This is a genomic window from Pantoea sp. USHLN298 (genome assembly GCF_037149395.1).
GTDB lineage: Bacteria > Pseudomonadota > Gammaproteobacteria > Enterobacterales > Enterobacteriaceae > Pantoea > Pantoea astica.
Genome location: NZ_JBBCRO010000010.1, coordinates 80,495 through 106,541 on the forward strand (window position 1 = coordinate 80,495; position 26,047 = coordinate 106,541).

20 protein-coding genes are annotated in these 26,047 nt (G+C 55.3%); 7 read left to right on the forward strand and 13 right to left on the reverse strand.

Annotated features, from left to right (window positions below):
- Nucleotides 1-69: 69 nt before the first annotated feature.
- Both glpK and WFK59_RS21480 read right to left on the reverse strand, forming a co-directional pair.
- Nucleotides 70-1,581, reverse strand: coding sequence for a glycerol kinase GlpK (gene glpK, locus WFK59_RS21475; RefSeq protein WP_233985997.1), 1,512 nt, complete (start codon nucleotides 1,579-1,581; stop codon nucleotides 70-72).
- A 30-nt stretch (nucleotides 1,582-1,611) separates the two neighbouring features.
- Nucleotides 1,612-2,466, reverse strand: coding sequence for an MIP/aquaporin family protein (locus WFK59_RS21480; RefSeq protein ID WP_094119932.1), 855 nt, complete (start codon nucleotides 2,464-2,466; stop codon nucleotides 1,612-1,614).
- A 404-nt stretch (nucleotides 2,467-2,870) separates the two neighbouring features.
- On the opposite strand from WFK59_RS21480, the gene zapB reads away from it, so the two are divergent.
- Nucleotides 2,871-3,110, forward strand: coding sequence for a cell division protein ZapB (gene zapB, locus WFK59_RS21485; RefSeq protein WP_003851242.1), 240 nt, complete (start codon nucleotides 2,871-2,873; stop codon nucleotides 3,108-3,110).
- 54 nt (nucleotides 3,111-3,164) lie between these two features.
- Here zapB and rraA read toward each other — a convergent pair whose 3' ends face one another.
- The 6 genes from rraA to priA all read right to left on the reverse strand — a co-directional run bounded on the left by rraA (nucleotide 3,165) and on the right by priA (nucleotide 10,304).
- Entirely contained in the window at nucleotides 3,165-3,650 is a 486-nt protein-coding gene (gene rraA / locus WFK59_RS21490) for a ribonuclease E activity regulator RraA (RefSeq protein WP_009088032.1), read from the reverse strand.
- 156 nt (nucleotides 3,651-3,806) lie between these two features.
- Nucleotides 3,807-5,144 (reverse strand): HslU--HslV peptidase ATPase subunit, encoded by a 1,338-nt coding sequence (gene hslU / locus WFK59_RS21495; RefSeq protein ID WP_233985999.1) that lies wholly within the window; start codon nucleotides 5,142-5,144, stop codon nucleotides 3,807-3,809.
- A 10-nt stretch (nucleotides 5,145-5,154) separates the two neighbouring features.
- Complete coding sequence (hslV, locus tag WFK59_RS21500; RefSeq protein ID WP_031377651.1) at nucleotides 5,155-5,685, reverse strand: ATP-dependent protease subunit HslV; 531 nt, start codon at nucleotides 5,683-5,685, stop codon at nucleotides 5,155-5,157.
- Between the two features lie 89 nt (nucleotides 5,686-5,774).
- A complete protein-coding gene (gene ftsN, locus WFK59_RS21505) occupies nucleotides 5,775-6,755 on the reverse strand; it encodes a cell division protein FtsN (protein WP_336757256.1) in 981 nt (326 codons plus the stop codon).
- Between the two features lie 153 nt (nucleotides 6,756-6,908).
- Entirely contained in the window at nucleotides 6,909-7,946 is a 1,038-nt protein-coding gene (gene cytR, locus WFK59_RS21510; RefSeq protein ID WP_336757258.1) for a DNA-binding transcriptional regulator CytR, read from the reverse strand.
- 162 nt (nucleotides 7,947-8,108) lie between these two features.
- Nucleotides 8,109-10,304, reverse strand: coding sequence for a primosomal protein N' (gene priA / locus WFK59_RS21515; protein ID WP_336757259.1), 2,196 nt, complete (start codon nucleotides 10,302-10,304; stop codon nucleotides 8,109-8,111).
- Nucleotides 10,305-10,529: 225 nt separating this feature from the next.
- Here priA and rpmE point away from each other — a divergent pair, with 225 nt between their 5' ends.
- Complete coding sequence (rpmE, locus tag WFK59_RS21520; RefSeq protein WP_003851227.1) at nucleotides 10,530-10,745, forward strand: 50S ribosomal protein L31; 216 nt, start codon at nucleotides 10,530-10,532, stop codon at nucleotides 10,743-10,745.
- Nucleotides 10,746-10,831: 86 nt separating this feature from the next.
- On the opposite strand, the gene WFK59_RS21525 is transcribed toward rpmE, so the two are convergent.
- From WFK59_RS21525 to metJ, 3 genes are all read right to left on the reverse strand, one after another.
- The gene (locus tag WFK59_RS21525) at nucleotides 10,832-12,436 is read right to left on the reverse strand and encodes a filamentous hemagglutinin N-terminal domain-containing protein (RefSeq protein ID WP_336757261.1); all 1,605 of its coding nucleotides are present in this window, start codon (nucleotides 12,434-12,436) and stop codon (nucleotides 10,832-10,834) included.
- A gap of 72 nt (nucleotides 12,437-12,508) precedes the next feature.
- Nucleotides 12,509-14,227 (reverse strand): ShlB/FhaC/HecB family hemolysin secretion/activation protein, encoded by a 1,719-nt coding sequence (locus tag WFK59_RS21530; RefSeq protein WP_336757263.1) that lies wholly within the window; start codon nucleotides 14,225-14,227, stop codon nucleotides 12,509-12,511.
- Between the two features lie 302 nt (nucleotides 14,228-14,529).
- A complete protein-coding gene (gene metJ / locus WFK59_RS21535; protein WP_003851225.1) occupies nucleotides 14,530-14,847 on the reverse strand; it encodes a met regulon transcriptional regulator MetJ in 318 nt (105 codons plus the stop codon).
- Nucleotides 14,848-15,117: 270 nt separating this feature from the next.
- On the opposite strand from metJ, the gene metB reads away from it, so the two are divergent.
- The 3 genes from metB (at nucleotide 15,118) to metF (ending at nucleotide 19,836) form a co-directional block, all read left to right on the forward strand.
- On the forward strand, nucleotides 15,118-16,278 hold the full coding sequence (gene metB, locus WFK59_RS21540; protein WP_233986020.1) for a cystathionine gamma-synthase: 1,161 nt from the start codon (nucleotides 15,118-15,120) through the stop codon (nucleotides 16,276-16,278).
- A gap of 2 nt (nucleotides 16,279-16,280) precedes the next feature.
- A complete protein-coding gene (locus WFK59_RS21545; protein ID WP_336757265.1) occupies nucleotides 16,281-18,716 on the forward strand; it encodes a bifunctional aspartate kinase/homoserine dehydrogenase II in 2,436 nt (811 codons plus the stop codon).
- 220 nt (nucleotides 18,717-18,936) lie between these two features.
- Nucleotides 18,937-19,836, forward strand: a complete 900-nt coding sequence (gene metF / locus WFK59_RS21550; RefSeq protein ID WP_233986219.1) for a methylenetetrahydrofolate reductase — start codon at nucleotides 18,937-18,939, stop codon at nucleotides 19,834-19,836.
- 88 nt (nucleotides 19,837-19,924) lie between these two features.
- On the opposite strand, the gene ppc is transcribed toward metF, so the two are convergent.
- Nucleotides 19,925-22,576, reverse strand: a complete 2,652-nt coding sequence (gene ppc / locus WFK59_RS21555) for a phosphoenolpyruvate carboxylase (protein WP_233986230.1) — start codon at nucleotides 22,574-22,576, stop codon at nucleotides 19,925-19,927.
- 355 nt (nucleotides 22,577-22,931) lie between these two features.
- Nucleotides 22,932-24,080, reverse strand: a complete 1,149-nt coding sequence (gene argE, locus WFK59_RS21560) for an acetylornithine deacetylase (protein ID WP_233986237.1) — start codon at nucleotides 24,078-24,080, stop codon at nucleotides 22,932-22,934.
- Between the two features lie 167 nt (nucleotides 24,081-24,247).
- Here argE and argC point away from each other — a divergent pair, with 167 nt between their 5' ends.
- Together argC and argB are read left to right on the forward strand one after the other, a co-directional pair.
- Nucleotides 24,248-25,252, forward strand: coding sequence for an N-acetyl-gamma-glutamyl-phosphate reductase (gene argC, locus WFK59_RS21565; protein WP_233986248.1), 1,005 nt, complete (start codon nucleotides 24,248-24,250; stop codon nucleotides 25,250-25,252).
- A gap of 14 nt (nucleotides 25,253-25,266) precedes the next feature.
- Nucleotides 25,267-26,043, forward strand: a complete 777-nt coding sequence (gene argB, locus WFK59_RS21570) for an acetylglutamate kinase (RefSeq protein ID WP_031377641.1) — start codon at nucleotides 25,267-25,269, stop codon at nucleotides 26,041-26,043.
- Nucleotides 26,044-26,047 lie beyond the last annotated feature (4 nt).

Here is a 26,047-nt window from a genome sequence, read left to right on the forward strand (position 1 = left end):
GCAGTGTAACACAGCGGGGCAGCAGGGCGGGGAAAAGGCCCGCGACAGCAACGGTCGCGGGCTTTGATCTTACTCTTGATCTTCCCACGCCTGGGCGCGGGCAACGGCTTTCTTCCAGCCAGCATAACGGAAGTTACGCTCGGTGGTTTCCAGGCTTGGGCGGAACTCACGCTCGATAACCGCTTTCGAGCGGACTTCATCCAGATCCTGCCAGAAGCCGACCGCCAGACCCGCCAGATAAGCAGAACCCAGCGCGGTGACTTCACGCACTTCCGGACGCTCAACACGGGTGCCGAGGATGTCAGACTGGAACTGCATCAGGAAGTTGTTGGAAACCGCGCCACCATCGACACGCAGCGCCTGCAGGCGGGTGTTGGCATCATTCTGCATTGCTTCCAGCACGTCACGGGTCTGATAAGCGATAGACTCCAGCGTCGCACGGATGATGTGGTTAGCGTTGGCACCACGGGTCAGGCCGAAAATCGCACCACGGGCATACGGGTCCCAGTAAGGTGCGCCCAGGCCGGTGAAAGCAGGCACCATGTAAACGCCGTTGGTGTCTTTCACTTTCATCGCGAAGTATTCAGAGTCAGCAGCTTCACTGATCAGCTTCATCTCATCGCGCAGCCACTGAATAGAGGCACCACCGATAAACACAGCCCCTTCCAGTGCATAGTTCACTTCACCGCGCGGGCCACAGGCAATAGTGGTCAGCAGGCCGTGCGTTGAGGTCACCGCTTCAGTACCGGTGTTCATCAGCATAAAGCAGCCGGTGCCGTAGGTATTTTTCGCCATGCCAGGCTGTACACAGAGCTGGCCATACAGCGCAGCCTGCTGGTCACCGGCAATCCCGGCGATAGGAATACGTGTACCGCCTTTACCGCCGATGTTGGTCTGACCATAGACTTCAGAAGAGGACTTCACTTCTGGCAGCATTTCACGCGGGATATCCAGGATATCCAGCATACGCTGATCCCACTCCAGCTTATGAATGTTAAACATCATAGTACGGGAGGCGTTGGTGTAGTCGGTGATATGCACCCGGCCCTGAGTCATTTTCCAGACCAGCCAGGTATCGACGGTACCGAACAGCAGCTCGCCACGTTTCGCACGCTCACGCGAGCCTTCAACGTGATCCAGAATCCACTTCACTTTGGTTCCGGAGAAATAAGGGTTAATCACCAGACCGGTAGTGTGCTGGATATATTCTTCCAGACCCTCTTTCTTCAGTTTGTGGCAGTAATCAGCGGTACGCGGGTCCTGCCAGACGATGGCGTTGTAAATTGGCTTACCGGTCTCTTTTTCCCAGACGATAGCGGTTTCGCGCTGGTTGGTGATACCGATTGCCGCGATCTCATCAGAGCGGATGTCGGCATGTGCCAGCACTTCAACCAGCGTTGAGCTTTGTGAAGCCCAGATATCCATTGGATCATGTTCAACCCAGCCCGCTTTCGGGTAGATCTGGGTAAATTCGCGCTGCGATACCGCGACGATATTGGAGTCGTGGTCAAGAACGACGGCGCGTGAGCTGGTTGTGCCCTGATCGAGCGCGACAATATATTTTTTATCGGTGGTAGTCATAAATTCAGTCCTGATGATAAAAGGTGAAACTTACGCTTTACGCTGCTGAGCGCGCGCAACCGGTTTTTCTGCTGGAACGCTGGCCGGTTCCTGAGCGGTACCTGGCAGGTAACGGGCAATCAGTACGCGATAACCGACTGCACCCAGGCAGGCGCCAACCAGCGGGCCAAAAATCGGCACGAGGAAGTAAGGAATGTCACGACCGCCGGTAAAGGCAACGTTACCCCAGCCTGCCAGCCATGCGAAGATCTTTGGTCCGAAATCACGTGCCGGGTTCAGGGCGAAGCCGGTCAGTGGACCCATCGCGCCACCGATAATCGCCACCAGCAGGCCGATCAGCAGCGGTGCCAGCGGACCGCGTGGAATGCCGTTGCCGTCATCCGTCAGGCCCATGATGACCGCCATTAATACCGCGGTGATCACCATCTCAACCAGGAAAGCCTGGCCCACGCCGATGTGCGGGTTAGGGTAGGTAGAGAAGATGCCTGCCAGGTCGAGGCTTTCAACCGTACCGCGCACCATCTGATGGCTCTGCTCGTAGTCGATAAACAGGCTGTAGTAGAGACCGTACACCAGCGCCGCAGCACAGAAAGCGCCAGCCACCTGTGACACGATATATGGTACGACCTTACGTCCTTCAAAATTGGCAAACAGGCACAGCGCAACGGTGATTGCCGGATTCAGATGCGCACCTGAAATGCCGGCGGTAAGGTAGGCAGCCATGGAAACACCCAGGCCCCAGATAATACAGATTTCCCACTGACCGAAGGCGGCACCGGCGAGTTTCAGTGCAGCCACACAGCCTGCACCAAAGAAAATGATCAAGCCGGTCCCCAGAAATTCGGCAATACACTGACCTTTGAGCGTGTTAGTTGTCTGACTCATAATATTGTTCCTGAAGCGAGGTTAAATTTTATCAGTTTTTGTTCTCAGTCCATGAGTCACCCAGCTTTATTGTAGGGCTGTTGTGAATTTATCGTTAACGAACATAAACGAGAAATAGCGAAATCATTTTTTGTGTACTGTGTCATAAAAATGCGCGTTTTCGCGTGTTTCGGTTTTCTTTAATCATCATTCGACCCGGATTGCGGCAGCGGACACGGGCAGCAAAAGCGCAGCCGCAATAAGCGCAGCGGAATCTTAGGGATTGGCTGAAAAGTGTTACAGACTGCGCCCGGCGCGCCCGCGTTGCTGGACTTGCGGGGTGAGGCTACATACAATCGGGACAACGTTGCTGGCTTACGCTGGCATCATCAACGCCTTGCAGGAATTTAGGAGAGGTCAGAAAGATGTCATTTGAAGTGTTTGAGAAACTGGAAGCGAAAGTACAGCAGGCGATTGATACCATCACCCTGTTGCAGATGGAAATCGAAGAGCTGAAAGAGCAGAACAACTCACTGCGTAACGATGCGCAACAAGTCGCGGGCAACCACGACGCGCTGATGCGTGAAAATCAGCACCTGAAAGAAGAGCAACACGTATGGCAGGAACGTCTGCGTGCATTGCTGGGAAAAATGGAAGAGGTTTGAAGCCTCAGCTGACGTGAAAAACGGGTGCTGAGGCACCCGTTTTCATTGCTGGCGTTATTCGAGGTCCAGCGCGTCTTCTGACAGGATGATGCCGGTGTTATCGGCATAGAGATGGTCGCCGGAAAAGAAGGTGACGCCGCCAAAATTGACGCGCACATCGCTCTCACCAATCCCTTCACCGGCTGCGCCCGCCGGAATCGCCGCGATAGCCTGAATGCCGATCTCCAGCTCTTCCAGCTCATCAACCTGACGGACCGAACCGTAGATTACCAGGCCTTCCCACTCGTTAGTGGCTGCCAGGCGCGCCAGCTGGGCATCGACCAGTGCGCGACGGACCGAGCCGCCGCCATCAATCACCAGCACCCGACCACGGCCGTTTTCTTCCAGCAGGTCGTAAAGTAAGCCGTTGTCTTCAAAGCATTTCACTGTGGTAATCTGACCACCGAATGAAGTGCGCCCACCAAAATTTGAAAAAAGCGGTTCAACAACGTTCACTTCTTCATGGTAGATGTCGCAGAGTTCAGATGTATCGTATTTCATAAGGGTTTCGTCTGTTTGCCACAGGAGCGGTAAGTATATCGCTTTATGCTGATTGTTGGCAAAATCATCAGTGGAAAAAAGCAGCGTTGCATCAAGAGCATGCAGAAAAAAGCCCAACCGGATGGCTGGGCTTTAGAAAAATGCTGATCGGCTCGATTACAGGATGAAGCGGCTCAGGTCTTCATCCGCCACCAGTTCATCCAGATGCTTACCGACATACTCAGCATCAATGGTGACCGATTCGCCGTGGCGATCGCTGGCGTCATAGGAGATATCCTCCATCAGACGCTCCAGCACCGTATGCAGACGACGCGCACCGATGTTTTCGGTGGTTTCGTTGACCTGCCAGGCCGCTTCAGCGATACGACGGATACCGTCGTCGGTGAAGTCGATATTCACGCCTTCGGTGTTCATCAGCGCTTTATACTGCACGGTGACCGACGCGTTCGGTTCAGTCAGGATGCGCTCGAAATCATTTACCGTCAGTGCCTGCAGTTCGACACGGATTGGCAGACGACCCTGCAGTTCCGGGATCAGATCGGATGGGCTGGCCACCTGGAAAGCGCCTGAAGCGATAAACAGGATGTGGTCAGTTTTCACCATGCCGTGTTTGGTCGAAACCGTACAGCCTTCAACCAGCGGCAGCAGGTCGCGCTGAACCCCTTCGCGTGAGACATCCGGGCCGCCGGCGTTCTGGCCGCCGCGCTTACAGATTTTGTCGATCTCATCGATAAACACGATTCCGTGCTGCTCGACCGCCTCAATCGCTTCCTGCTTCAGCTCTTCCGGGTTCACCAGTTTGGCCGCTTCTTCTTCCACCAGCAGCTTCATCGCTTCTTTGATCTTCAGCTTGCGTGGTTTCTGTTTCTGACCGCCGAGGTTCTGGAACATCGACTGCAGCTGGCTGGTCATCTCTTCCATGCCAGGAGGGGCCATGATCTCAACGCCCGGACCGCTGGCGGCCAGGTCGATCTCAATCTCTTTATCATCCAGCTGGCCTTCACGCAGCTTTTTGCGGAAAGACTGGCGGGCGGCTGACGGCTCAGGTGCCTGCTCTGGCTGGCCCCAGTTATTTTTTGCCGGTGGGATCAGCACATCAAGAATGCGCTCTTCCGCCATCTCTTCAGCACGGTATTTGTTCTTTTCAATCGCCTGACTGCGCACCATTTTGATCGCGGAGTCGGTCAGATCGCGGATGATTGAGTCCACTTCTTTACCGACATAGCCCACTTCGGTGAACTTCGTCGCTTCAACTTTGATAAACGGCGCGTTGGCCAGTTTAGCCAGTCGACGAGCGATCTCGGTTTTACCGACACCGGTCGGGCCAATCATCAGGATGTTTTTAGGTGTCACTTCATGGCGCAGCTCTTCATCAAGCTGCATGCGGCGCCAGCGGTTGCGCAGCGCAATAGCCACGGCGCGCTTAGCGCTGTCCTGGCCAATGATAAAACGGTTCAGCTCGCTGACGATTTCGCGTGGAGTCATCTCAGACATGTTTTAATCCTTACGCCTTGGACGGTAATTCTTCGAAATTAACGTTATGGTTAGTGTAGATGCAGATATCACCCGCGATGTTCAGCGATTTCTCGACGATGTCGCGTGCACCCATTTCGGTATTTTCCAGCAGCGCACGGGCTGCTGCCTGGGCGAAAGGACCACCGGAACCGATGGCGATCAGATCATTTTCAGGCTGGATGACATCACCGTTGCCGCTGATGATCAGCGACGCTGACTCATCGGCGACCGCCAGTAATGCTTCAAGGCGGCGCAGCATGCGGTCAGTACGCCAGTCTTTGGCCAGCTCAACCGCCGCTTTCACCAGGTGACCCTGATGCATTTCCAGTTTACGTTCGAAGAGTTCGAATAGGGTGAAGGCATCTGCAGTGCCGCCAGCGAAGCCAGCGATCACTTTATCGTTGTATAAACGACGCACTTTTTTAACGTTGCCTTTCATTACGGTATTGCCCAGCGTAGCCTGGCCATCACCGCCAATCACTACCTGGCCGTTGCGTCGTACACTTACTATTGTTGTCACGGGCAGACCCCTTGTTGCATTCGGAAAAAGGCTCCGCGCACCGGGCGCGGAGGATCATGCAAACAGATATGGGGCGGGTTTGACGGGTTTCAACCCCCGACGGCGAGCGGAATACAGCTGGAGTGGCCGGAACTGCGCAGGCGTTTCAGGGTGCTGTCAGCGGTGGCGCGATCTTTATAGGGACCAATCACCACGCGATTCCAGCCACCGCCGGTAGTAATCCGGCTTTCAAAACCTTCAAAGGCTAAGCCGGCACGGACTGATTCGGCCTGGTCTGTGCCTTTAAAGGAGCCACACTGCACCATCCAGCGCTGAGAAGAGGCTTTCTCTGCCGGTTTGGCTTTCGCCGTTTCCTGCGGTTTCGGTGGTGATACCGGTTCACGCGTAATCGGTGCAGGCTGCGCCTGGCGTTGTACGTTTTGCTGCTGCTGCTGCTGCTGCTGCTGCTGACGTTGTTGTTGCTGCAACTGCTGTTGCTGACGTTGCTGCTGCTGTTGTAACTGCAACTGACGTTGCTGCTGTTGCTGCGCCTGCAGCTGCTGGCGTTGTTGCTGCTGCTGGTCCTGCTGCTGCTGACGTTGCAGCTGTTGCAACTGCTGCTGGTGCTGTAGCGTCTGCTGACGCTGAGCCGGCGTCTGTTCGTTCCACGGTACTTCGTTCAGTTGCGTGGGCTGCTGACGCATGTCGGCCTGCATCTGCTCTAACAACTGGCGCTGCTCGTCAGTCAGCTGAGTCTGAGACTTCACTTCACCGCCCGAAGAGGGTTCGATAGGCGTCGGCACCGTAACCTGACGATTTTCCAGCTCTTTGATGTACTTCCAGCGCTCTTCCGGCTTAGGCGGTAAGCCATTACCGTTGGCTTTATGATCCGTAATGACCGGCACGTCCTCTTTTTTGTGATGCGCCAGGAACCATAAACCACCGGCAAAGGTCACCAACACCGCAACCGCCAGTACAATCATCAATTTTGATGTTCCCGAACCGCCTTTACTCTTCTTGCCACGGCTGGGGCTTTTTTTGCGACGCGTCCCTGTTGAACGCCCGCGGCCTACATAATCTTTTTGTGCCACTCTCGTTCTGATACCCTTCAAAAAATAGTGCCAAATGGGCGAATCGATCGTTTTCACGCGCCCGGCAAGGAGTCCGCCATGTTACTCAAGGGTCGGAACTTTGACCAGCGGTGTTCGCCTTAAGAATCTACTGAAAAAAGCACAGGATTACGCTTATTTTTCACGCTTTTTTGCTGGCGCGGTGCTGCCACGAATCGTCAGCCCGGCATCCAGCAGCCGTGATCCACTGCTGACGCGTTTACCCTGCAACTCATCCAGCAGCAGCAGCATCGCTTCACGACCAATCTGATAGCGCGGCTGTGTCACCGTGGTCAGCGGCGGCTCGCAGTAACGCGACAGCTCAATATCATCAAACCCGACTACCGACAGGTCTTCCGGTATCCGCAGTCCGCTGCGCCTGGCCTGATTCATCGCGCCGAGCGCCATAATATCGCTGTGGCAGAACAGAGCTCGCGGCGGCTGTGGTAATGACAGCAGCTGCTTCATCGCCGCCACGCCCGCGTCAAAGGTAAAATCGCCGCGCACAATATAGGTAGGATCGACCGTCAGGCTGCTGCGGCGCAACGCCTGAACATACCCCTGCAGGCGATACTGACAGAGCGGCATCTCTTCTGGCCCGGCGATACAGGCAATTTGCCGGTGCCCCAGCTGAAGCAGATGATTGACCGCTTCAAACGCGGCGGTCAGGTTATCAATGTGAACGGTGGGCAGCGACATTTCCGGGGCAAACTCATTCGCCATCACCATTGGCGGCAAATTACGCTGCTCATCGACGCTGGCATCAAAGGGCAGCAGTGAGCCAAGCAGCACCATGCCATCAATCTGTCGCGTGACCATCAGATTGAGAAAGGTTCTTTCCTGTTGATTCTGGTGCGCGCAGTCGCCAATCAGCACCAGATAGCCCTCTTCGGCCGCCGTAACTTCGACGCCGCGAATGATTTCGCTGAAGAAGGGATCGCAGATGTCGGGAACAATCACCAGAATGGTCTGGGTATCGTTACGGCGGGCATTACGCGTCAGCCCGTGCGGCGCATATCCCACTGCCGCTACCGCCTGCTCAACCTTTTGACGGGTTGCGGCTGAAACTTTCTCCGGGTTCATCAGCGCACGCGAAACGGTGGCGGTTGAGACGCCCGCTTTTTCCGCAACGTCTTTCATAGTGGCGGCGGGCGGTTGTTGATTCTGCTCCAACACATGCTCCTGACGCGTTATGGCGCGTTCGATTCTGTTTTGCCTGTCCAAAAAGCAAGCCGGGCAACATTGTTAACGATTGCCCGGCTGGTTGTTACTTAATTTGCATAAAAATTGTGACTTATGCGACTTTTTTCGATCTGGCTCGCAGAGTCATCCGCTTCAGCTCTCGGTGGGATCGATATCCAGCGTCCATTTTACTTTGCGCGCGGCGGGCAGGGTCGAAACCAGCGGCAGGGAACTGCTGAGTAACTGTTGCAGACGCTGACGCGAAGGATGCTGGAGCAGTAACTGCCAGCGCCAGCGGCCACTGCGTTTGGGTTGCAAAGCGGGCAGCGGGCCCATAAACCACATTGAGCTGTCATTCAGGGGGCTCGACTCCAGCAGATTTCGCAGCTGCTGCAGAAATTCTGCGGCCTGCTGATTATCCATATCTTCCGCCCGGAACAGGGCATGGCGACTCCACGGCGGCAGGAACACCGCCTGGCGCTCCAGCAGCGCCTGCTGGGCAAAGGCAAAATAGCCTTTATGCAGCAGAGTCTGCAGCAGCGGATGTTCCGGATGATGGGTCTGCAACAGCACTTCGCCCTGTTTACCGGCACGACCGGCGCGACCGGCAACCTGGGTGTAGAGCTGGGCAAACCGCTCAGCAGCGCGAAAATCAGCCGAGAATAGCGCGCCATCGACATCCAGCAGCGAGACCAGCGTGACATCAGGGAAATGGTGACCTTTCGCCAGCATCTGGGTACCGACCAGGATGCGGGCGCCACCGCGATGGACATCGGCCAGATGCTGCTCCAGCGCGCCTTTGCGGCTGGTGGTATCGCGATCGATGCGTGACACCGGAATGCCGGGAAACAGCGTCCCGAGTTGCTGCTCCAGCTGCTCGGTGCCGACGCCAACCGGTAATAAATGTGTCGAGCCGCACTGCGGACACTGATTCGGCAGCGGACGCTGGCTGTCGCAATGGTGGCAGCGTAGCTGGCGATGGTGTTGGTGCAGCGTGTAGTAGCGATCGCAACGTGTACATTCGGCAATCCAGCCGCAATCGTGACACAACAGCGCCGGCGAAAAGCCGCGCCGGTTGAGAAACAGCAGCACCTGATTGTCAGCCTGTAAATGCTGACGCATTTTGCCGATCAGCGCCGGTGCCAGCCCGCCCGTCAGCTGCACGCCTTTCAGGTCGATCAGCTGTTGCAGCGCCGGTCTGGCATTCCCGGCCCGTTTCGTCAGGTCGAGCTGGCGATATTTACCGCTGCGAACATTGTGCAGCGTCTCCAGTGCCGGGGTTGCCGACCCCATCACTATCGGGATGTTCTCTTCATGGGCGCGAAACACCGCCAGATCGCGCGCCTGATAGCGCCAGCCTTCCTGCTGTTTATAGGAGCTGTCGTGCTCTTCATCAATAATGATCACCCCAGGACGGGCCAGTGGGGTAAACAATGCCGAGCGGGTGCCGATCACGATGGCGGTTTCGCCCCGTCGCGCGCGCAGCCAGACCGCCAGCCGCTCACTGTCATTTAAGGCGGAGTGGAGCACATCGATCGGCGCATCAAAGCGCTCACGGAAACGGGCGATGGTTTGCGGGGTTAAGCCAATCTCCGGCACCAGCACCAGCGCCTGCCTGCCGCGCGCCAGCACATTTTCCAGCACGCTGAGATAAACTTCTGTTTTACCGGAACCGGTGATACCTGCCAGCAGCCAGGCGGCGTACTGTTCATCTTCGGCCCGAATTGCGCCCACCGCCATCGCCTGATCGGTATTCAGCCGCAGGCGCTCGCCTTTGACCGCGAAGGTGGTGCGCCAGTCATGCATCTGTGGCTGATGCTCATGCAGATCGCATAAGCCTTTTGCCCGTAGCGCCTGCATCGCCGCATCTGTCAGATCATGTTCACTCACCTGATGACGGTAGAGCGGTCGCTGACGCAGCGCGGCCAGCGCCTGTTGCTGTTTTGGGGCGCGCTTCAGCGTTTCAGGCGCGGTGGCGCGACCCTGTTCGGTGATGACCCATTGCCATAACGGATTGTCCTGCGCCGGTTTACCCTGACGCAGCAACACCGGGATCGCATGGCTCAGCACTTCCCCGAGCGGTGAATGGTAGTAGCTGGCGGCCCAGTTGAGGATGCGCCACAACGACGCCGGATAGAGCGTCTCGCTGTCCAGCACCTCCGCCACGCGCTTTAGTTGCGCTTCCGGCAGATCGCTACTGTCGCGCAGTGCAACCACGATGCCGATCATCCTGCGGTTGCCGAACGGCACGCTCACGCGACCGCCAATCACCGGCTGCGCGCCCAGCGGCGGCAGATAGTCAAACAGGCGGGGCAACGGGACGGGCAGGGCAACCTGAACAACGGGCATAGCGATCTCTTTCCGGCTCAATCAATCGGGGAAGCTAGTGTACACGCTGACCCCGGTGGCGGGTATCTCAGCATAAATTTGCAGCAGGCGAAAGTTAGCTGTATAATGTTGCGCCTTCGGTGAGAAAGATCTTGCCGGAGTACACCCTTTACTGTTCACCGCGTGTGGTGCTGTGCAGGTTCTGACCTGGCACGGAGAGCGACACGGCCTTATATGAGGTTTCCCATGAAACAAGGTATTCACCCGAAATACGAAGCAGTTACTATCAAATGTACCTGCGGCAACGAGATTCACACCCGTTCAACACTGACTCACGAACTGAACCTGGACGTTTGTGGCAAATGCCACCCGTTCTATACCGGTAAGCAGCGTGAAGTGGCAACTGGTGGCCGTGTTGACCGCTTTAACAAGCGTTTCAGCGTGCCAGGCGCTAAAAAATAAGATTAAAAGGCACCTGAACCTGCGGGTTCGGCGGCAAGAAAAAACCCAGCTTCGGCTGGGTTTTTTTATTTCTGTCTTACCACCGGCTACAGGCTGGAGGCCGGTTCTGAAGAAGCAGCAGGCTTATTCAGCTCAAGTGTCTGCGTGGAATAGTGACCATCCAGATCGCTGAGACTCGCGATTTTGGGTGCGGTGATGGTGATCTTATCCGCCTCCATGGTGCCTTTGGTGCACAATACCCACAATATGCAGGACGAATTGCTGATTTTCTCATCCGTTGTCAGCGCCAGCGTGCCCGCTTTTAAGGTGCCGGTATTCAGGATGTCGTTTTTACCATAGACACTTAACGTTCCGGTGGTCTGCATGAGGCCGCTATTCTGCACTTCATTAGCCACAATCGAGGTGTTCTGGCCGGTCAGGGTCGCAGCATTCGAAACTTTTGACGCTGAAAGATAAGCTGTGCCTGGTGTGGTGACCTCTCCACCCGATGACAGATTAATCTCTTTAACCGCATTCAGACTGATATTACCTGCCTGAAGCGAGCCAGAGTTGAGCAGACGGGTGTTAGCGATGGCGGTCATCGTTCCGTCAACTGAACCATAGCCGGTCTGCATCACCAGAGTTTTTCCGGCACTGATTTTACCGGTATTCTCAATATCACCGGCGATAGAAACGACGTTGATATTACCTGCTGCCGTAATTTGCGCGTTTTCACTGTTGGAAAATTTTCCTGCACTGACGACATTAATATAATCAGTGGCCTCAATGGTACCGCTGTTATTAAATGTGCCGGACGACTGCAGCGCTGTCTGAGCTGAAGAAAGATGCCCTTTATTGGTGATCCCGTTGATGGCTGACGCACTGATGACGCCACTTTGCAGGGTACCGCTGTTAGTCAGCGCGCCATTAGAGGCGATATAAAGGCCGCTGGCGTTTAGGATGCCACTGTTGTTGACTCCCGCTCCCGCCTCAGTGGTCTGCAATTGAATAATACCTGCCGTTGCACCACCCAGTTCGCTCACATCTATACTGTTACTGAACAGCCGTGTGTTGCCATTCGCAGTCACCTGAGCAGAGGCGATATCGTAATCATAGGTTCCCGCAATCGCGTTCAACTGGCTGGTTTCAATCATGCCCTGAATATTAATCTTTTTCGCCAGCAGGTCGGTGTAATCGGCCCCTTTCAGACCTTTACCGTTAACAGCTATCGTACCTTTAGCGACTTTGAAGCCGGTTAATGTACCATCGCTGAAGGTTGGGGTCCCCGTTGTTAACGTCGCGCGTCCGGTATTGATAAAGCTACAGCCAGAACAGCTAATTCCGTTCGGGTTGGCAATGATCACATCCGCTTTCTGACCAGCAACTTCAATAAATCCGTTGAGTGCAGATGGGCTTTTGGAAATGACTTCATTAAGAATGAGACTGGCAGAGCGATCCAGATTGCTATTACGCGCAATATTGCCGCTTTCACGCACCAAATCTGTGGTGCTGTTGTTGATGATGGTTCCCTTATTTGTCACATTGAAATTTTGGTACATATTATGCGACAGACCATTGGCATCCGCTTGATTGATATTAATGACAGTCGATCCGTTGGCATGAGTGTAACTATTCAATGCAGCAAAAGCGGACGAACTGCAAAGCGTGGCTAATGTGGCCATAAATAACAGGCTGATTTTATGCTTTTTCATGTTTACCCTTTAATGAATTAATGTTTTTAAATGTTTGTAATCTGCGATGAAATTAAGATCATCCTCCTTTTTTTAATATTTCCATTGTAATGAGAAACCCAGCGTAAGTGGGTCAGTATGAAATGATTGTGGTTTTTTTAGTGGTGTGCCAGCAAAAATATCAATGTGCGTTTGCTGGTATTGGCCCCGTAAGCCGATCACGCTGCCGATGACGGTTTTACCGGTGTAATATTGCTGGCTGTAATGACCATAAACCTGGCCTGCATCAAGGCCGATATAAGGTTGCACCGGCTTGCCGGGGAATAGCCAGCTGATGTCGTTACGCCAGTACCATCCCTTATTGTCCTGAAGGGTGTTTTCGCCATCGAAACCGCGCACGGTCCAGCGATTTGCCAGCGAAAAGCGATCAAGAGAAGAAAGTTTATCGGGCGAATATTGCAGGCTGAGATGAGGAGAATAGTTGAGCCAGTTGTCGTACAGGCGAAAGTTAACTGAGCCTTCCAGATCGAAGGTGACAATTCTGCCTTCTTTATCGATGAGCCGGTATTGCTGCTCAGCCGTGTGGCTGCTATTAAACCATGGCATCTTCTTTTGATAACTCAGGCTGGCGGCCAGACCGGCATTATCGTAGCGGATCTGATGTTGCAGCACCGCTTTCCAGCCCGCATTTCTTTTATGCATGCTGACGAGATCGACCTCATTGAGAGAATAGCGCGCTTCGGTATTAAAGATTTGCAGGCCCGCCGTGGTGGTCTGATGCACGGTGCGAGAGAGCAAACGATTAAGCTGAGCGCTGTAATAACGATTTTTATTATTTAATCGCCAGCTGGCCCAGTTACCGGTGATGTATTGCTGATACTGACTCTGGCTGGCGTAAAGATCGAGCCACCAGTAACCCCACGGGATGGAATAACCCACAGACTGATTACTGTTGCCTTTAACCGTATGCCCTGGGGCAATGTCATGGCCATATGACAGGTAGAAAGTATCACTCATCGAGGTGATGTTATTGAAATAGAGCGCACCGCCTGCCTGGTAACGGCCGGTTGCGACCGAGCCTGCATCATTGATCCACGCTCCCACCTGCCAGTATTTATCCTGTTCGCGCCGGATATGAATATCACTCTCGCCTTTTTCACGACCCGGCAACACATTGATCCTGACCTGCGAACCCGGTACGCGCTGCAGATTCAGGCTGCCCTGTTCAAGATCGCCAAGTTCGAGTATATCGCCCTCTTTTAGCGGTAACGTATTACCGAGGTTGATATAATCGCCGCTTGCTTTATTGACGAAGATATTGCCCACCTTACCCGCATTAATTTCAAAATTTAATGTATGAGCTGAAAGGTTCTGATCGGGTAGGTTAACTCGCGTGGTAATATATCCCAGCCTGATTATTTCGTTTTGCAGAGTTTTTGCCAGCAGTCTGATGCCCGCAATGCCGAGACATTTTCCTTCGGCCTGAGCAGTAAAATAGCTTAATTTTTCAAGGTGAAGTTTTTCGCTATCCGGCTTTAAATTAACTTTATCGATCCGGTAGCAGATCGCTTCATTCGGGAAGCGAATTTCCTCATGCCCGGCAGTCTGTTTTTCAGAGGGTGTTTGCTGCGGTTTAGGAATTAACTGCTCTTTGCGTATCCGATCCTGTAAAAGTGCATGAGTTGCACTGTTTTTTTGTTCCAGTACCGGCGCAGCTTGTGTCCGGTCAGAAAAAATGAAGATTATAATGGCAAATATAATAATAACGGGCGAAAGGTTTTTATGTTTTTTTGTCAGATAAATTGATGCCATCGTATTCCTGTAAAATATTCGCTTTTTTTGGAAAATTTTACGGAGTCAGGTAATTATGAACAATAGTAATTCCTCCATTACCGGATTGAATGCGATCCCATATTGGAACAAAAATATTGCGATAATGTAAAACTTTGATGGCTATTATTTTCTCTGCGACATTCAGACAGGAAAAATCAAAATGGGAGGGAAGGTGACGATTAAGGAGGAGTCAGCGGCGTGATAGGTCAGATGAGCAGCATCCCGGTGCGGGCTCTGCTCATCTGAAACACAGCGACGTTAAGCGAAACAGGCCTGGCGGATTAATACTCCCAGGTATCAGGATCGATACCCATGTCGCGCATGATCTTTTTCGCTTCTTCCGGAATCTCATCGCTGCGCTCTTTACGCAAATCGACATCATCTGGCAGTGGCTGACCGGTAAAAGCATGCAAAAACGCTTCGCACAGCAGCTCACTGTTCGTCGCGTGACGCAGGTTATTCACCTGACGACGAGTACGCTCATCCGTTAAAATCTTCAGCACGCTCAAGGGGATAGAAACCGTAATCTTCTTGACCTGCTCGCTCTTCTTACCGTGCTCGGCGTACGGGCTGATATATTCGCCGTTCCATTCAGCCATGGGATACCTTAATTAATAAACGTTAAATGTGAGGAAATCAGCGGATTATGCCTGATTTTTTCCTGCCTGACCCCTGATATGGCGGGTTTTCTTCGCTCACAGCGGCTTAACGACCGGGTGAGCGCCAGGCGATGACGCATAATTTTAGCGGTTATTGCCTTTCTGCTCAATCTATACGCAAAGACATTTAGATGTCCAGATGTATTGACGTCTAATTAAGGGGTGATATCCTGTGCCTCAACATTTCACATTTCAGGAACAATAAGTCCCATGACGCGCAAACAGGCAACCATCGCAGTACGCAGCGGTTTGAATGATGACGAGCAATATGGCTGTGTTGTCCCACCGATTCACCTCTCCAGCACCTATAACTTTCTCGATTTCAACGAGCCCCGCGCCCATGACTATTCGCGCCGTGGGAATCCGACCCGCGACGTGGTGCAGCGGACGCTGGCTGAACTGGAAGGCGGTGCCGGTGCGGTATTAACCAATACCGGGATGTCGGCTATTCACCTGGTGACGACGGTGTTCCTGAAGCCTGGCGACCTGCTGGTGGCGCCACACGACTGTTATGGCGGCAGCTACCGGCTGTTTGACAGCCTGAGTAAGCGCGGCGCTTATCGGGTGAAATTTGTCGATCAGGGCGATCTGAATGCGCTGCAGGCCGCGCTGGATGAGAAACCGAAGCTGGTGCTGATCGAAAGCCCCAGCAATCCGCTGTTACGGGTGGTTGATATCAGCGCGATTTGTGCGGCGGCTCGCGATGCCGGTGCCATTAGCGTGGTGGATAACACCTTTATGAGTCCGGCGTTACAGAATCCACTGGCGCTGGGAGCCGATCTGGTGATTCACTCCTGCACCAAATACCTCAATGGTCACTCCGATGTGGTGGCCGGCGCGGTGATCGCCAAAGATCCTCAGCTGGCGACCGATCTGGCGTGGTGGGCCAACAATATTGGCGTCACCGGTTCGGCCTTTGACAGTTATCTGCTGCTGCGCGGCATCCGTACCTTAGCGCCACGCATGGCCGCGGCGCAACGCAACGCATTAGCGATTGTTGATTACCTGAAGCAACAGAAACAGGTCAAAAAGTTGTATCATCCTTCGCTGCCGGAAAACGCCGGACACGAACATGCAGCGCGACAGCAACGCGGCTTTGGCGCGATGCTGAGCTTCGAAGTCGATGGTGACGAAGCCCTGCTGCGCCGCTTCCTGAAAGCGTTGCGGCTATTTACGCTGGCGGAATCGCTGGGCGGCGTGGAGAGTCTGATCTCCCACACCGCGACCATGACGCATGCGGGAATGTCGGCAGAAGCGCGTGCTGCAGCGGGCATCTCCGACACGCTGTTGCGTGTTTCTGTCGGCATCGAAGATCACGAAGATTTAATTGCCGATCTGGATAATGCATTCCGGATCGCAGCCGAGGGTTAAGCATGACGATTTCAGCAGGTGCGGGCACGCCGGATATCAGGCAGTTGCATAAATTTGGCGGCAGTAGCCTGGCGGATGCGCGCTGCTATCAGCGCGTGGCCAGCATCATGGCGGATTACAGCCAGCCGGGTGACATGATGGTGGTGTCGGCGGCGGGCTCGACCACCAACCAGCTGATTAACTGGCTGAAGCTCAGCCAGAGCGATCGGCTCTCCGCGCACCAGGTGCAACAGGCTTTACGGCGTTATCAAAGCGAGCTGATTAGCGCGCTGCTGCCTGCTGAGGTCGCAGAACCTTTAGTGACCGCTTTTATCCGCGATCTGGAAAAGCTGGCCGCCCTGCTGGATGGCACGCTGACTGACGCGGTCTATGCGGAAGTGGTAGGGCACGGTGAAGTCTGGTCGGCCCGTCTGATGTCAGCGGTGCTGAACCAGCGCGATATGCAGGCCTGCTGGCTCGATGCACGCGACTTTCTGCGGGCTGAACGCGCCGCGCAACCGCAGGTGGATGAAGGCAAGTCATGGCCGCTGTTGCAAACCCTGCTGGCGCAGCATCCTCACAAGCGCATCGTGGTGACCGGCTTTATCAGCCGGAACGATGCCGGTGAAACTGTGCTGCTCGGACGTAACGGTTCCGACTATTCTGCAACGCAGATTGGCGCGCTGGCCGGTGTTGGCCGCGTCACCATCTGGAGTGATGTGGCGGGCGTCTACAGTGCCGATCCGCGTAAAGTTTCGGATGCCTGTTTGCTGCCGCTGTTAAGGCTGGATGAAGCCAGTGAACTGGCGCGTCTGGCTGCGCCGGTGCTGCACACCCGCACTCTGCAGCCGGTTTCAGGCAGCGACATCGATCTGCAACTGCGCTGTAGCTACCAGCCGGAACAGGGATCGACCCGCATTGAGCGGGTGCTGGCGTCCGGCACCGGCGCCCGTATTGTGACCAGTCACGATGACGTGTGCCTGATTGAGATCCAGCTGCCGGAGCAGCACGATTTTGCCATTCTGCATAAAGAGATCGATCTGCTACTGAAGCGCGCCCAGCTGCGCCCGCTGGCCGTTGGCGTCCATCCCGATCGTCAGTTATTGCAGCTTTGCTACACTTCAGAAGTGGTTAACAGCGCCTTTACGCTGTTACAGGATGCCGGTTTTCCGGGCCATCTGCAGCTACGCGACGGGCTGGCGCTGGTGGCGCTGGTGGGCGCGGGCGTCACCCGTAACCCGCTGCATACCCATCGTTTCTGGCAGCAGTTAAAAGATCAGCCGGTGGAGTTTATCTGGCAGTCAGAGCAGCACATCAGCGTAGTGGCGGTGCTGCGCGTCGGTCCGACTCAGCATCTGATTCAGGGATTGCATCAGTCGCTGTTCCGGGCTGAAAAGCGCATCGGGCTGATGCTGTTTGGTAAAGGCAACATCGGTTCACGCTGGCTGGAACTGTTCGCGCGCGATCAGGAAACGCTGTCGGCGCGTACCGGATTTGAATTTGTGCTGGCCGGTGTGGCGGATAGCTGCCGCAGCCTGCTGAGCTATGAGGGACTGGACGCCAGTCGGGCGCTGGCCTTTTTTGATGACGAAGCCTTTGAGCGTGATGAAGAGTCGCTGTTCCTGTGGATGCGGGCGCACCCGTTTGACGACCTGGTGGTGCTGGACGTAACCGCCAGCACGCCGCTGGCGCAGCAGTATCTCGATTTCGCCAGCCACGGTTTTCACGTCATTAGCGCCAATAAGGTAGCCGGTGCCTCTGACAGCCAGACGTGGCGGCAAATTCGTGATGCCTTTACCAAAACCGGTCGCCACTGGTTATACAACGCGACGGTCGGCGCGGGTCTGCCGATTAACTACACGGTGCGCGATCTGCGTGACAGTGGTGATACCATTCTGTCGATTAGCGGTATCTTCTCCGGCACGCTGTCGTGGCTGTTCCTGCAGTTCGACGGCACCGTGCCGTTCACTGAGCTGGTGGATCAGGCGTGGCAGCAGGGCTTAACCGAGCCCGATCCGCGTGTCGATCTCTCCGGACAGGACGTGATGCGCAAGCTGGTGATTCTGGCACGCGAAGCGGGTTATGACATCGAACCGGATCAGGTGCGCGTTGAATCGCTGGTGCCGGATAACTGTCAGCAGGGCTCTATCGACCATTTCTTTGAAAACGGGGAAGAGCTGAATGAACAGATGCTGCAACGGCTGGAAGCCGCGCAGGAATTAGGGCTGGTGCTGCGCTACGTTGCCCGCTTTGATGGCAACGGTAAAGCCCGTGTCGGTGTTGAAGCCGTCCGCCCGGAGCATCCGCTCTCTGCGTTGCTGCCGTGCGATAACGTGTTTGCCATTGAAAGCCGCTGGTACCGTGATAATCCGCTGGTGATTCGTGGCCCGGGCGCGGGACGCGATGTGACCGCGGGCGCCATTCAGTCAGATATCAATCGCCTGGCGCAACTGCTGTAATCCTTTCTTTCTCTCTTTTTTCAGGCGCTTCGGCGCCTGTTTGATTCTCTCTCTGTGCTCATCGTGAATTTCCCTCAACCTGAATGAATATTTATCCGCGCCGTTGATCATTTTTTAGTTGACGCTGACGCAGGATTGCGTCATTTTGAACATCTGGACGTCTAAACGTATGGATGTTTGCAGGCCGTTAGTTAACCGATGTGATCGATGAGGGTGCAGGATGAGTTTCTTTCATGCCAATCAGCGCGAAGCGCTAAACCAGAGCCTGGCAGAGCTGAACGGGCAAATTAATGTCTCATTTGAATTTTTCCCGCCTCGCACCAGCGAAATGGAAGAGACGCTGTGGTCCTCAATCGATCGCCTGAGCAGCCTGAAACCCAAATTTGTTTCTGTCACCTACGGTGCAAATTCCGGCGAGCGCGATCGCACCCACAGCATTATCAAAGGGATTAAAGATCGCACCGGTCTGGAAGCGGCGCCGCATCTGACCTGTGTCGATGCCACACGCGAAGAGCTGCGCAGCATCGCGCAGGATTACTGGAATAACGGTATTCGTCATATCGTGGCGCTGCGCGGTGACCTGCCTCCGGGCGGCGGTAAACCCGACATGTATGGCTGCGATCTGGTTTCGCTGCTGAAAGAGGTCGGTGATTTTGATATTTCGGTGGCGGCTTATCCGGAAGTCCATCCCGAAGCCAAAAGCGCGCAGGCGGATTTAATCAACCTGAAGCGGAAGATCGATGCCGGTGCCAGCCGGGCAATCACCCAGTTCTTTTTCGACGTCGAAAGCTATTTACGCTTCCGCGATCGCTGCGTTTCAACCGGCATCGACGTGGAAATTGTGCCGGGCATTTTGCCGGTCTCGAACTTTAAACAGCTGCAACGCTTTGCCACGCTGACTAACGTACGCGTACCGGGCTGGATGAATGCGATGTTTGCCGGTCTGGATGATGATGCCGAAACGCGCAAAATGGTGGGTGCCAATATCGCGATGGATATGGTGAAGATTCTGTCGCGCGAAGGAGTGAAAGATTTCCATTTCTATACCCTGAACCGCGCCGAAATGAGTTATGCCATCTGCCATACGCTGGGTGTGCGTCCCGCCGTCGCGGCAGCGTAATGACGCCCTTTCAGCCAGTAAAAAAGTCGGGATAATCCCGACTTTTTTTATTATCAGTACCGGGCGCGGATGTCACGCCCGTATCGGCTTAACCAGTGTTGCGCATACCTGCCGCCACACCGGCGATGGTGACCATTAATGCCTGCTCAACGCGTGCGTCCGGTTCATCTCCGCGGGCTTCCTGCGCACGTGAACGGTGCAGCAGTTCCGCCTGCAGCACGTTAAGGGGATCGGTATAGACGTTACGCAGTGCAATCGACTCGGCAATCCACGGCTCATCGGCCATCAGGTGAGAGTCGTTGGCAATGGTTAACACCGCTTTGATATCCGCATCCAGCTGATCGCGCAGCTGTTTGCCCAGCGGCCAGAGGGATTTCTCTACCAGACGCTGATCGTAATATTCCGCCAGCCATAGATCAGCTTTCGAGAACACCATCTCCAGCATACCAAGACGGGTTGAGAAGAACGGCCAGTCGCGGCACATCGCTTCCAGCTGATCCTGATGGCCCGCTACCATCGCCTGTTGCAGCGCGGCACCGGCACCCAGCCAGGCGGGCAGCATCAGACGGTTTTGCGTCCAGGCGAAAATCCACGGAATCGCACGCAGCGACTCTACGCCACCGGTCGGACGGCGTTTGGCCGGACGTGAGCCCAGCGGCAGTTTACCCAGTTCCTGCTCCGGCGTTGCCGAACGGAAGTAGGGCACAAAATCCGCATTCTCACGCACATAGCCGCGATACATCGCACAGGAGTCGGCGGAGAGCTGATCCATAATGTCGCGCCATTCACGTTTCGGTTCCGGCGGCGGCATCAGGTTTGCTTCAAGAATCGCGCCGGTGTAGAGCGACAGGCTGGCGATAGTGACTTCCGGTAAGCCATATTTGAAGCGGATCATCTCGCCCTGTTCAGTGACGCGCAGACCGCCACGCAGGCTGCCCGGCGGCTGTGACAGCAGAGCCGCATGGGCCGGTGCGCCGCCACGGCCAATGGTGCCGCCGCGTCCGTGGAACAGCGTCAGCGAAATCCCGGCTTTTTCACAGGTTTTGATCAGCGCATCCTGCGCCTGATATTGCGCCCAGCTGGCCGCCATTACGCCGGCATCTTTCGCAGAGTCAGAATAGCCAATCATCACCATCTGTTTGCCCTGAATAAAGCCGCGATACCAGTCAATGCTCAGCAGCTGGCTCATCACATCATTGGCATTGTTCAGGTCATCGAGCGTTTCAAACAAGGGCGCTACCGGCATGGCGTAGGTGATGCCCGCCTCTTTCAGCAGCAGATGAACCGCCAGTACGTCAGACGGCGTTTTCGCCATCGAGATAACGTACGCTGCGATAGAGCCCTGCGGTGCTTCAGCCGCAACGCGGCAGGTTTCCAGCACTTCGCGCGTCTCATCGCTGGGTTCCCAGCTGCGTGGCAGCAGCGGACGTTTTGAGTTCAGTTCGCGGATCAGGAAGGCCTGTTTGTCAGCTTCCGACCAGCTTTCATAATCGCCAAGGCCAAGATAGCGGGTCACTTCCGCAATCGCTTCGGTATGACGGGTGCTCTCCTGGCGCAGGTCGATACGCACCAGCGGTACGCCAAAGCACTTCACGCGGCGCAGCGTATCAAGCAGCTGGCCGTTGGCGATGATGCTCATACCGCACTGTTGCAGCGACTGATAAATGGCATACAGCGGGTCCCACAACTGGTCGTTCGAGACCAGCAGGTCCGCCGGACGTGGCAGACGTTCGCCTTTCAGCCGACGCTCAAGGAACGCCTGGGTAGTCAGCAGCTGGCTGCGCAGACGTTTCAGGATCACCCGATAAGGTTCGAGCGCTTCCGGATCGCCGCTCAGTTCGCGCACTTCATCGCTGCACTCGGACATCGACAGCTCGGAAATCAGCACGCCAATATCGCGCAGGAACAGATCGGCGGCTTTCCAGCGGCTCAGCTGCATCGCGTGGCGGGTAATCGCCGCCGTGACGTTGGGGTTGCCATCGCGATCGCCGCCCATCCAGGAGGTGAACTGCACCGGCACGAAATCAACCGGTAATTTCATCCCGAACGCCTCTTCCACCTGCTCGTTCAGCTCGCGCAGAAAGGCGGGTACGCCTTCCCATAAGCTGTTCTCGACCACCGCAAAGCCCCATTTGGCTTCATCGATCGGCGTCGGGCGATATTTGCGGATCTCGTCGGTGTGCCAGGCCTGCGCCACCAGCTGGCGCAGACGGCGCATAATCTGGTTACGCTCGTAGTCGGAAATGTCGCTGTGATCGAGCTGTTTCAGACAGCTGTTCACTTCTACCAGTTTGTGAATCAGCGTGCGGCGGGTGATTTCGGTCGGGTGCGCGGTCAGCACCAGCTCCAGCGACAGCGACTCAATCGCCTCGCGGATAGCGCTTTCGCTGATGTCACTCTGCTGCTTCAGGGTCTCAAAGGTCTTTTTCAGCAGTTCGGGATGATTGGCGCCTTCACCGCTGTGCGAAATGGTCTGGTACTGCTCAGCCACGTTGGTGAGGTTAAGGAACTGGCTAAACGCGCGGGCTACCGGCAATAACTCATCATTGGAGAGGTTTTGCAGCGTATTAAGCAGTTCCTTACGATGAGTGTCATTACCTGCACGGGATGACTTGGATAGCTTACGGATGGTTTCCACCCGGTCGAGGATGTTCTCACCCAGCGCATCCTTAATCGTATCCCCGAGCAGTTTGCCGAGCATACTGACATTACTTCGCATTGCGGAATATTGTTCGTTCATTGGACCCTGACACCCTTATCGTCTTGAAAAACTTCTACACCCGACCCTTTTCAGGCAGCAGAAAAAGCAGCAACTTTATCTTCCCGGTCATCTACGGGGAATGTGCTCAGTTGCCGCCTGCCTGCAATCTGAAAATATCTGGATAGTCACCCGGTGGGCATAACATCGTCTTTTATCTAGCCACGTAATGCTGCGTACGTCAAATGAGTTAAAGTGGGGCGAACGTGTGGCTAACTGTCCGAAATTCATGGAATTTATCAGGAGCGGAGCGGGATAAGTTATTCTTATTGTTAAATGCCGCAGAATGACAGGGCATTTTACCGTTATCGCAGTGAAATGCCCCATTTATTGTTAATCAGTGACAAAAATGCTGCACAACCTGACTGATAAGCGCCCGTGTCGGCTTAATAAATGCGGTATCAATAAATTCGTCTGGCTGATGTGCCTGATTAATAGAGCCTGGCCCCAGTACCAGCGTCGGGCAGAGCTGCTGAATAAACGGTGCTTCGGTGCAGTAGTTCACCACTTCGGTTGGCGTGCCCAGCAGTTTTTCCACCACGCTGACCAGTTCATGGTTCGCCGGACATTCATAACCCGGAATAGGCGGATGCAGCTCGGCGACCGTTACACGACCAGGCCAGCGCGCGCTGACCGGCGCCAGTGCCTCGTTCAGCAGCCCATCCAGATCGCTGAGCGATAAGCCCGGCAAAGGTCGGATATCCATATGCAGTTCACAGCAGGCGCAGATACGGTTAGCCGCATCGCCGCCGTGGATATGCCCGAAGTTCATGGTGGGATAGGGAATCGCGAAGCCGTCGTGGTGGTAACGCTCCTGCAGCGTATGGCGCAGCTGCATCAGATGGGTGATCGATTCATGCATCAGTTCAATGGCGTTAACGCCGCGCGCCGGATCGCTGGAGTGGCCCGACTTGCCTTCAATGCGGATCACGTTCGACAGGTGCCCTTTGTGCGCCCGAACCGGCTTGAGTGAGGTCGGCTCGCCAATGATGGCGCAGTCCGGACGCAGCTGGGTCGATTCAGAAAAATATTTCGCGCCGGCCATGGTGGTTTCTTCATCGGCGGTGGCAAGGATATAGAGCGGTTTGCTCAGCGTCGTCACATCCACATCGCGCAGCGTGTCGAGAATAAAGGCGAAGAAGCCTTTCATGTCTGCTGTGCCCAGCCCGTAGAGCTTGTTGTCGTGTTCGGTCAGGGTGAATGGATCGCGGGTCCAGCGACCATCGTCGAACGGAACGGTATCCGTATGACCGGCTAACAGCAGGCCGCCTGCGCCGCTGCCGGTTCGGGCCAGCATATTAAATTTATTGCGGGTACCGGGAACCGGCTGCACTTCAACGCTGAAGCCGAGGTCACGAAACCAGCCAGCCAGCAAATTGATTAAAGTTTCATTACTCTGGTCCAGTGCGGCATCGGTTGCGCTGATCGACGGTGTGGCGATCAACTGGCGGTAGAGTTCGATAAAAGGCGGTAATTTTGTCTTCACTGTTGACGGTCCTTGAGTTAGGATGTATCAATATTCATGCATTAATAGTGAATAAAAATACATTAACGTCGTCTGCATGTGAACCAGAAATCGCTGCAAACGGCATTGTGGGCAACGGGGCAAGGCCGCGACCCGGAACGTGTGACTGTAAAAAGGGTTACAGCCTGATGTTGAATACGCTGATCGTGGGTGCCAGTGGTTACGCTGGCGTAGAGCTCGCCACCTTCCTGAATCGCCATCCAGATATCAACATAACCGCTTTAGCGGTTTCGGCGCAAAGTCCTGATGCGGGTAAGCGCTTGTCCGATCTGCATCCTCAGCTGAAAGGTGTGGTGGATCTCCCGCTGCAGCCGCTGAGCCATGCGTCGGAATGGGCAGATAAAGTGGATGTGGTATTCCTGGCTACGGCCCATGAAGTCAGCCACGATCTGGCTCCGGAATTTCTCAAGGCCGGTTGTGTGGTCTTTGACCTGTCCGGCGCCTTCCGCGTCAATGATCCTGCGTTTTATACCCGCTTCTACGGCTTCACCCATCAGCATGGCGACTGGCTGGATAAAGCGGTGTATGGCCTGGCAGAATATCAGCATCAGCAGATCAAACAGGCGCAGCTGGTGGCGGTACCGGGTTGTTACCCGACCGCGGCTCAGCTGGCACTGAAACCGCTGGTGGATGCCGGGCTGCTAAACGAGGCACAGTGGCCGGTGATCAACGCCACCAGCGGCGTGAGTGGCGCAGGGCGTAAAGCCAGCGTCGGCACCAGCTTCTGCGAAGTCAGCCTGCACCCTTACGGCTTGTTCAATCATCGTCATCACCCGGAAATCGTCGCCCATCTCGGCACGCCGGTGATTTTCACGCCGCATCTGGGCAACTTCCCGCGCGGCATTCTGGCGACCATTACCTGCCGGTTAAATCCGGGCGTGAGCCGCGAGGATGTGGCGGCAGTATTCCAGCGCGCCTACCACGATAAGCCTCTGGTCCGGCTCTACGAGCAGGGTGTGCCGGCACTGAAAGCGGTGGTCGGTCTGCCATATTGCGATATCGGTTTTGAGCTACAGGGCGAGCACCTGATCGTGGTGGCAGCCGAAGATAACCTGCTGAAAGGCGCCGCATCGCAGGCCGTACAGTGTCTGAATATTCGCTTCGGCTTCCCGGAAACCACGTCACTGACTTAACGGACGAGTAAACCATGACCAATCCATTGATTATCAAGCTGGGCGGTGTGCTGTTAGACAGCGAAGAAGCGCTGGCCCGTCTGTTTGATGCGCTGCTGACCTACCGCAGCGCCCATCAGCGCCCGCTGATTATTGTCCACGGTGGCGGTTGCCTGGTGGATGAACTGATGAAAAAGCTGGCGTTGCCGGTGAAGAAAAAGAATGGCCTGCGCGTCACACCGGCCGATCAGATCGACATTATTACCGGTGCGCTGGCGGGAACCGCCAATAAAACGCTGCTGGCGTGGGCGAAAAAAACCGGCATCAACGCGGTGGGGCTCTGTCTGGGCGATGCCGGCATGGTCAACGTTACCCCGTTTGATGAAGAACTGGGCCACGTAGGTCACGCCATGCCGGGTAATCCGGCGCTGATGAACACGCTGCTGGCGGCGGGCTATATGCCGGTGGTCAGTTCTATCGGTATCACCGATGATGGCGAACTGATGAACGTCAACGCTGACCAGGCGGCGACGGCGCTGGCTTCCACTCTTGGCGCGGATTTAGTCCTGCTCTCCGACGTCAGCGGTATCCTCGACGGCAAAGGCCAGCGTATCGAAGAGATGACCGCCGACAAAGCGGAACAACTGATTACCCAGGGCATCATTACCGATGGCATGATTGTGAAGGTCCACGCTGCGCTGGATGCGGCGCGTACGCTGGGCCGACCGGTGGATATCGCCAGCTGGCGTCATGCCGAGCGGCTGCCTGACCTGTTTAACGGCGTGCCGATTGGCACCCGGATTCTCGCTTAACGAC

What these genes read in the sequence shown, in the direction of transcription:
- glpK (WP_233985997.1), bottom strand. Translation starts at nt 1,581, where the DNA reads ATGACTACCACCGATAAAAAATATATTGTCGCGCTCGATCAGGGCACA.
- WFK59_RS21480 (WP_094119932.1), bottom strand. Translation starts at nt 2,466, where the DNA reads ATGAGTCAGACAACTAACACGCTCAAAGGTCAGTGTATTGCCGAATTT.
- zapB (WP_003851242.1), top strand. Translation starts at nt 2,871, where the DNA reads ATGTCATTTGAAGTGTTTGAGAAACTGGAAGCGAAAGTACAGCAGGCG.
- rraA (WP_009088032.1), bottom strand. Translation starts at nt 3,650, where the DNA reads ATGAAATACGATACATCTGAACTCTGCGACATCTACCATGAAGAAGTG.
- hslU (WP_233985999.1), bottom strand. Translation starts at nt 5,144, where the DNA reads ATGTCTGAGATGACTCCACGCGAAATCGTCAGCGAGCTGAACCGTTTT.
- priA (WP_336757259.1), bottom strand. Translation starts at nt 10,304, where the DNA reads ATGCCCGTTGTTCAGGTTGCCCTGCCCGTCCCGTTGCCCCGCCTGTTT.
- rpmE (WP_003851227.1), top strand. Translation starts at nt 10,530, where the DNA reads ATGAAACAAGGTATTCACCCGAAATACGAAGCAGTTACTATCAAATGT.
- WFK59_RS21525 (WP_336757261.1), bottom strand. Translation starts at nt 12,436, where the DNA reads ATGAAAAAGCATAAAATCAGCCTGTTATTTATGGCCACATTAGCCACG.
- WFK59_RS21530 (WP_336757263.1), bottom strand. Translation starts at nt 14,227, where the DNA reads ATGGCATCAATTTATCTGACAAAAAAACATAAAAACCTTTCGCCCGTT.
- metJ (WP_003851225.1), bottom strand. Translation starts at nt 14,847, where the DNA reads ATGGCTGAATGGAACGGCGAATATATCAGCCCGTACGCCGAGCACGGT.
- metB (WP_233986020.1), top strand. Translation starts at nt 15,118, where the DNA reads ATGACGCGCAAACAGGCAACCATCGCAGTACGCAGCGGTTTGAATGAT.
- WFK59_RS21545 (WP_336757265.1), top strand. Translation starts at nt 16,281, where the DNA reads ATGACGATTTCAGCAGGTGCGGGCACGCCGGATATCAGGCAGTTGCAT.
- metF (WP_233986219.1), top strand. Translation starts at nt 18,937, where the DNA reads ATGAGTTTCTTTCATGCCAATCAGCGCGAAGCGCTAAACCAGAGCCTG.
- ppc (WP_233986230.1), bottom strand. Translation starts at nt 22,576, where the DNA reads ATGAACGAACAATATTCCGCAATGCGAAGTAATGTCAGTATGCTCGGC.
- argC (WP_233986248.1), top strand. Translation starts at nt 24,248, where the DNA reads ATGTTGAATACGCTGATCGTGGGTGCCAGTGGTTACGCTGGCGTAGAG.
- argB (WP_031377641.1), top strand. Translation starts at nt 25,267, where the DNA reads ATGACCAATCCATTGATTATCAAGCTGGGCGGTGTGCTGTTAGACAGC.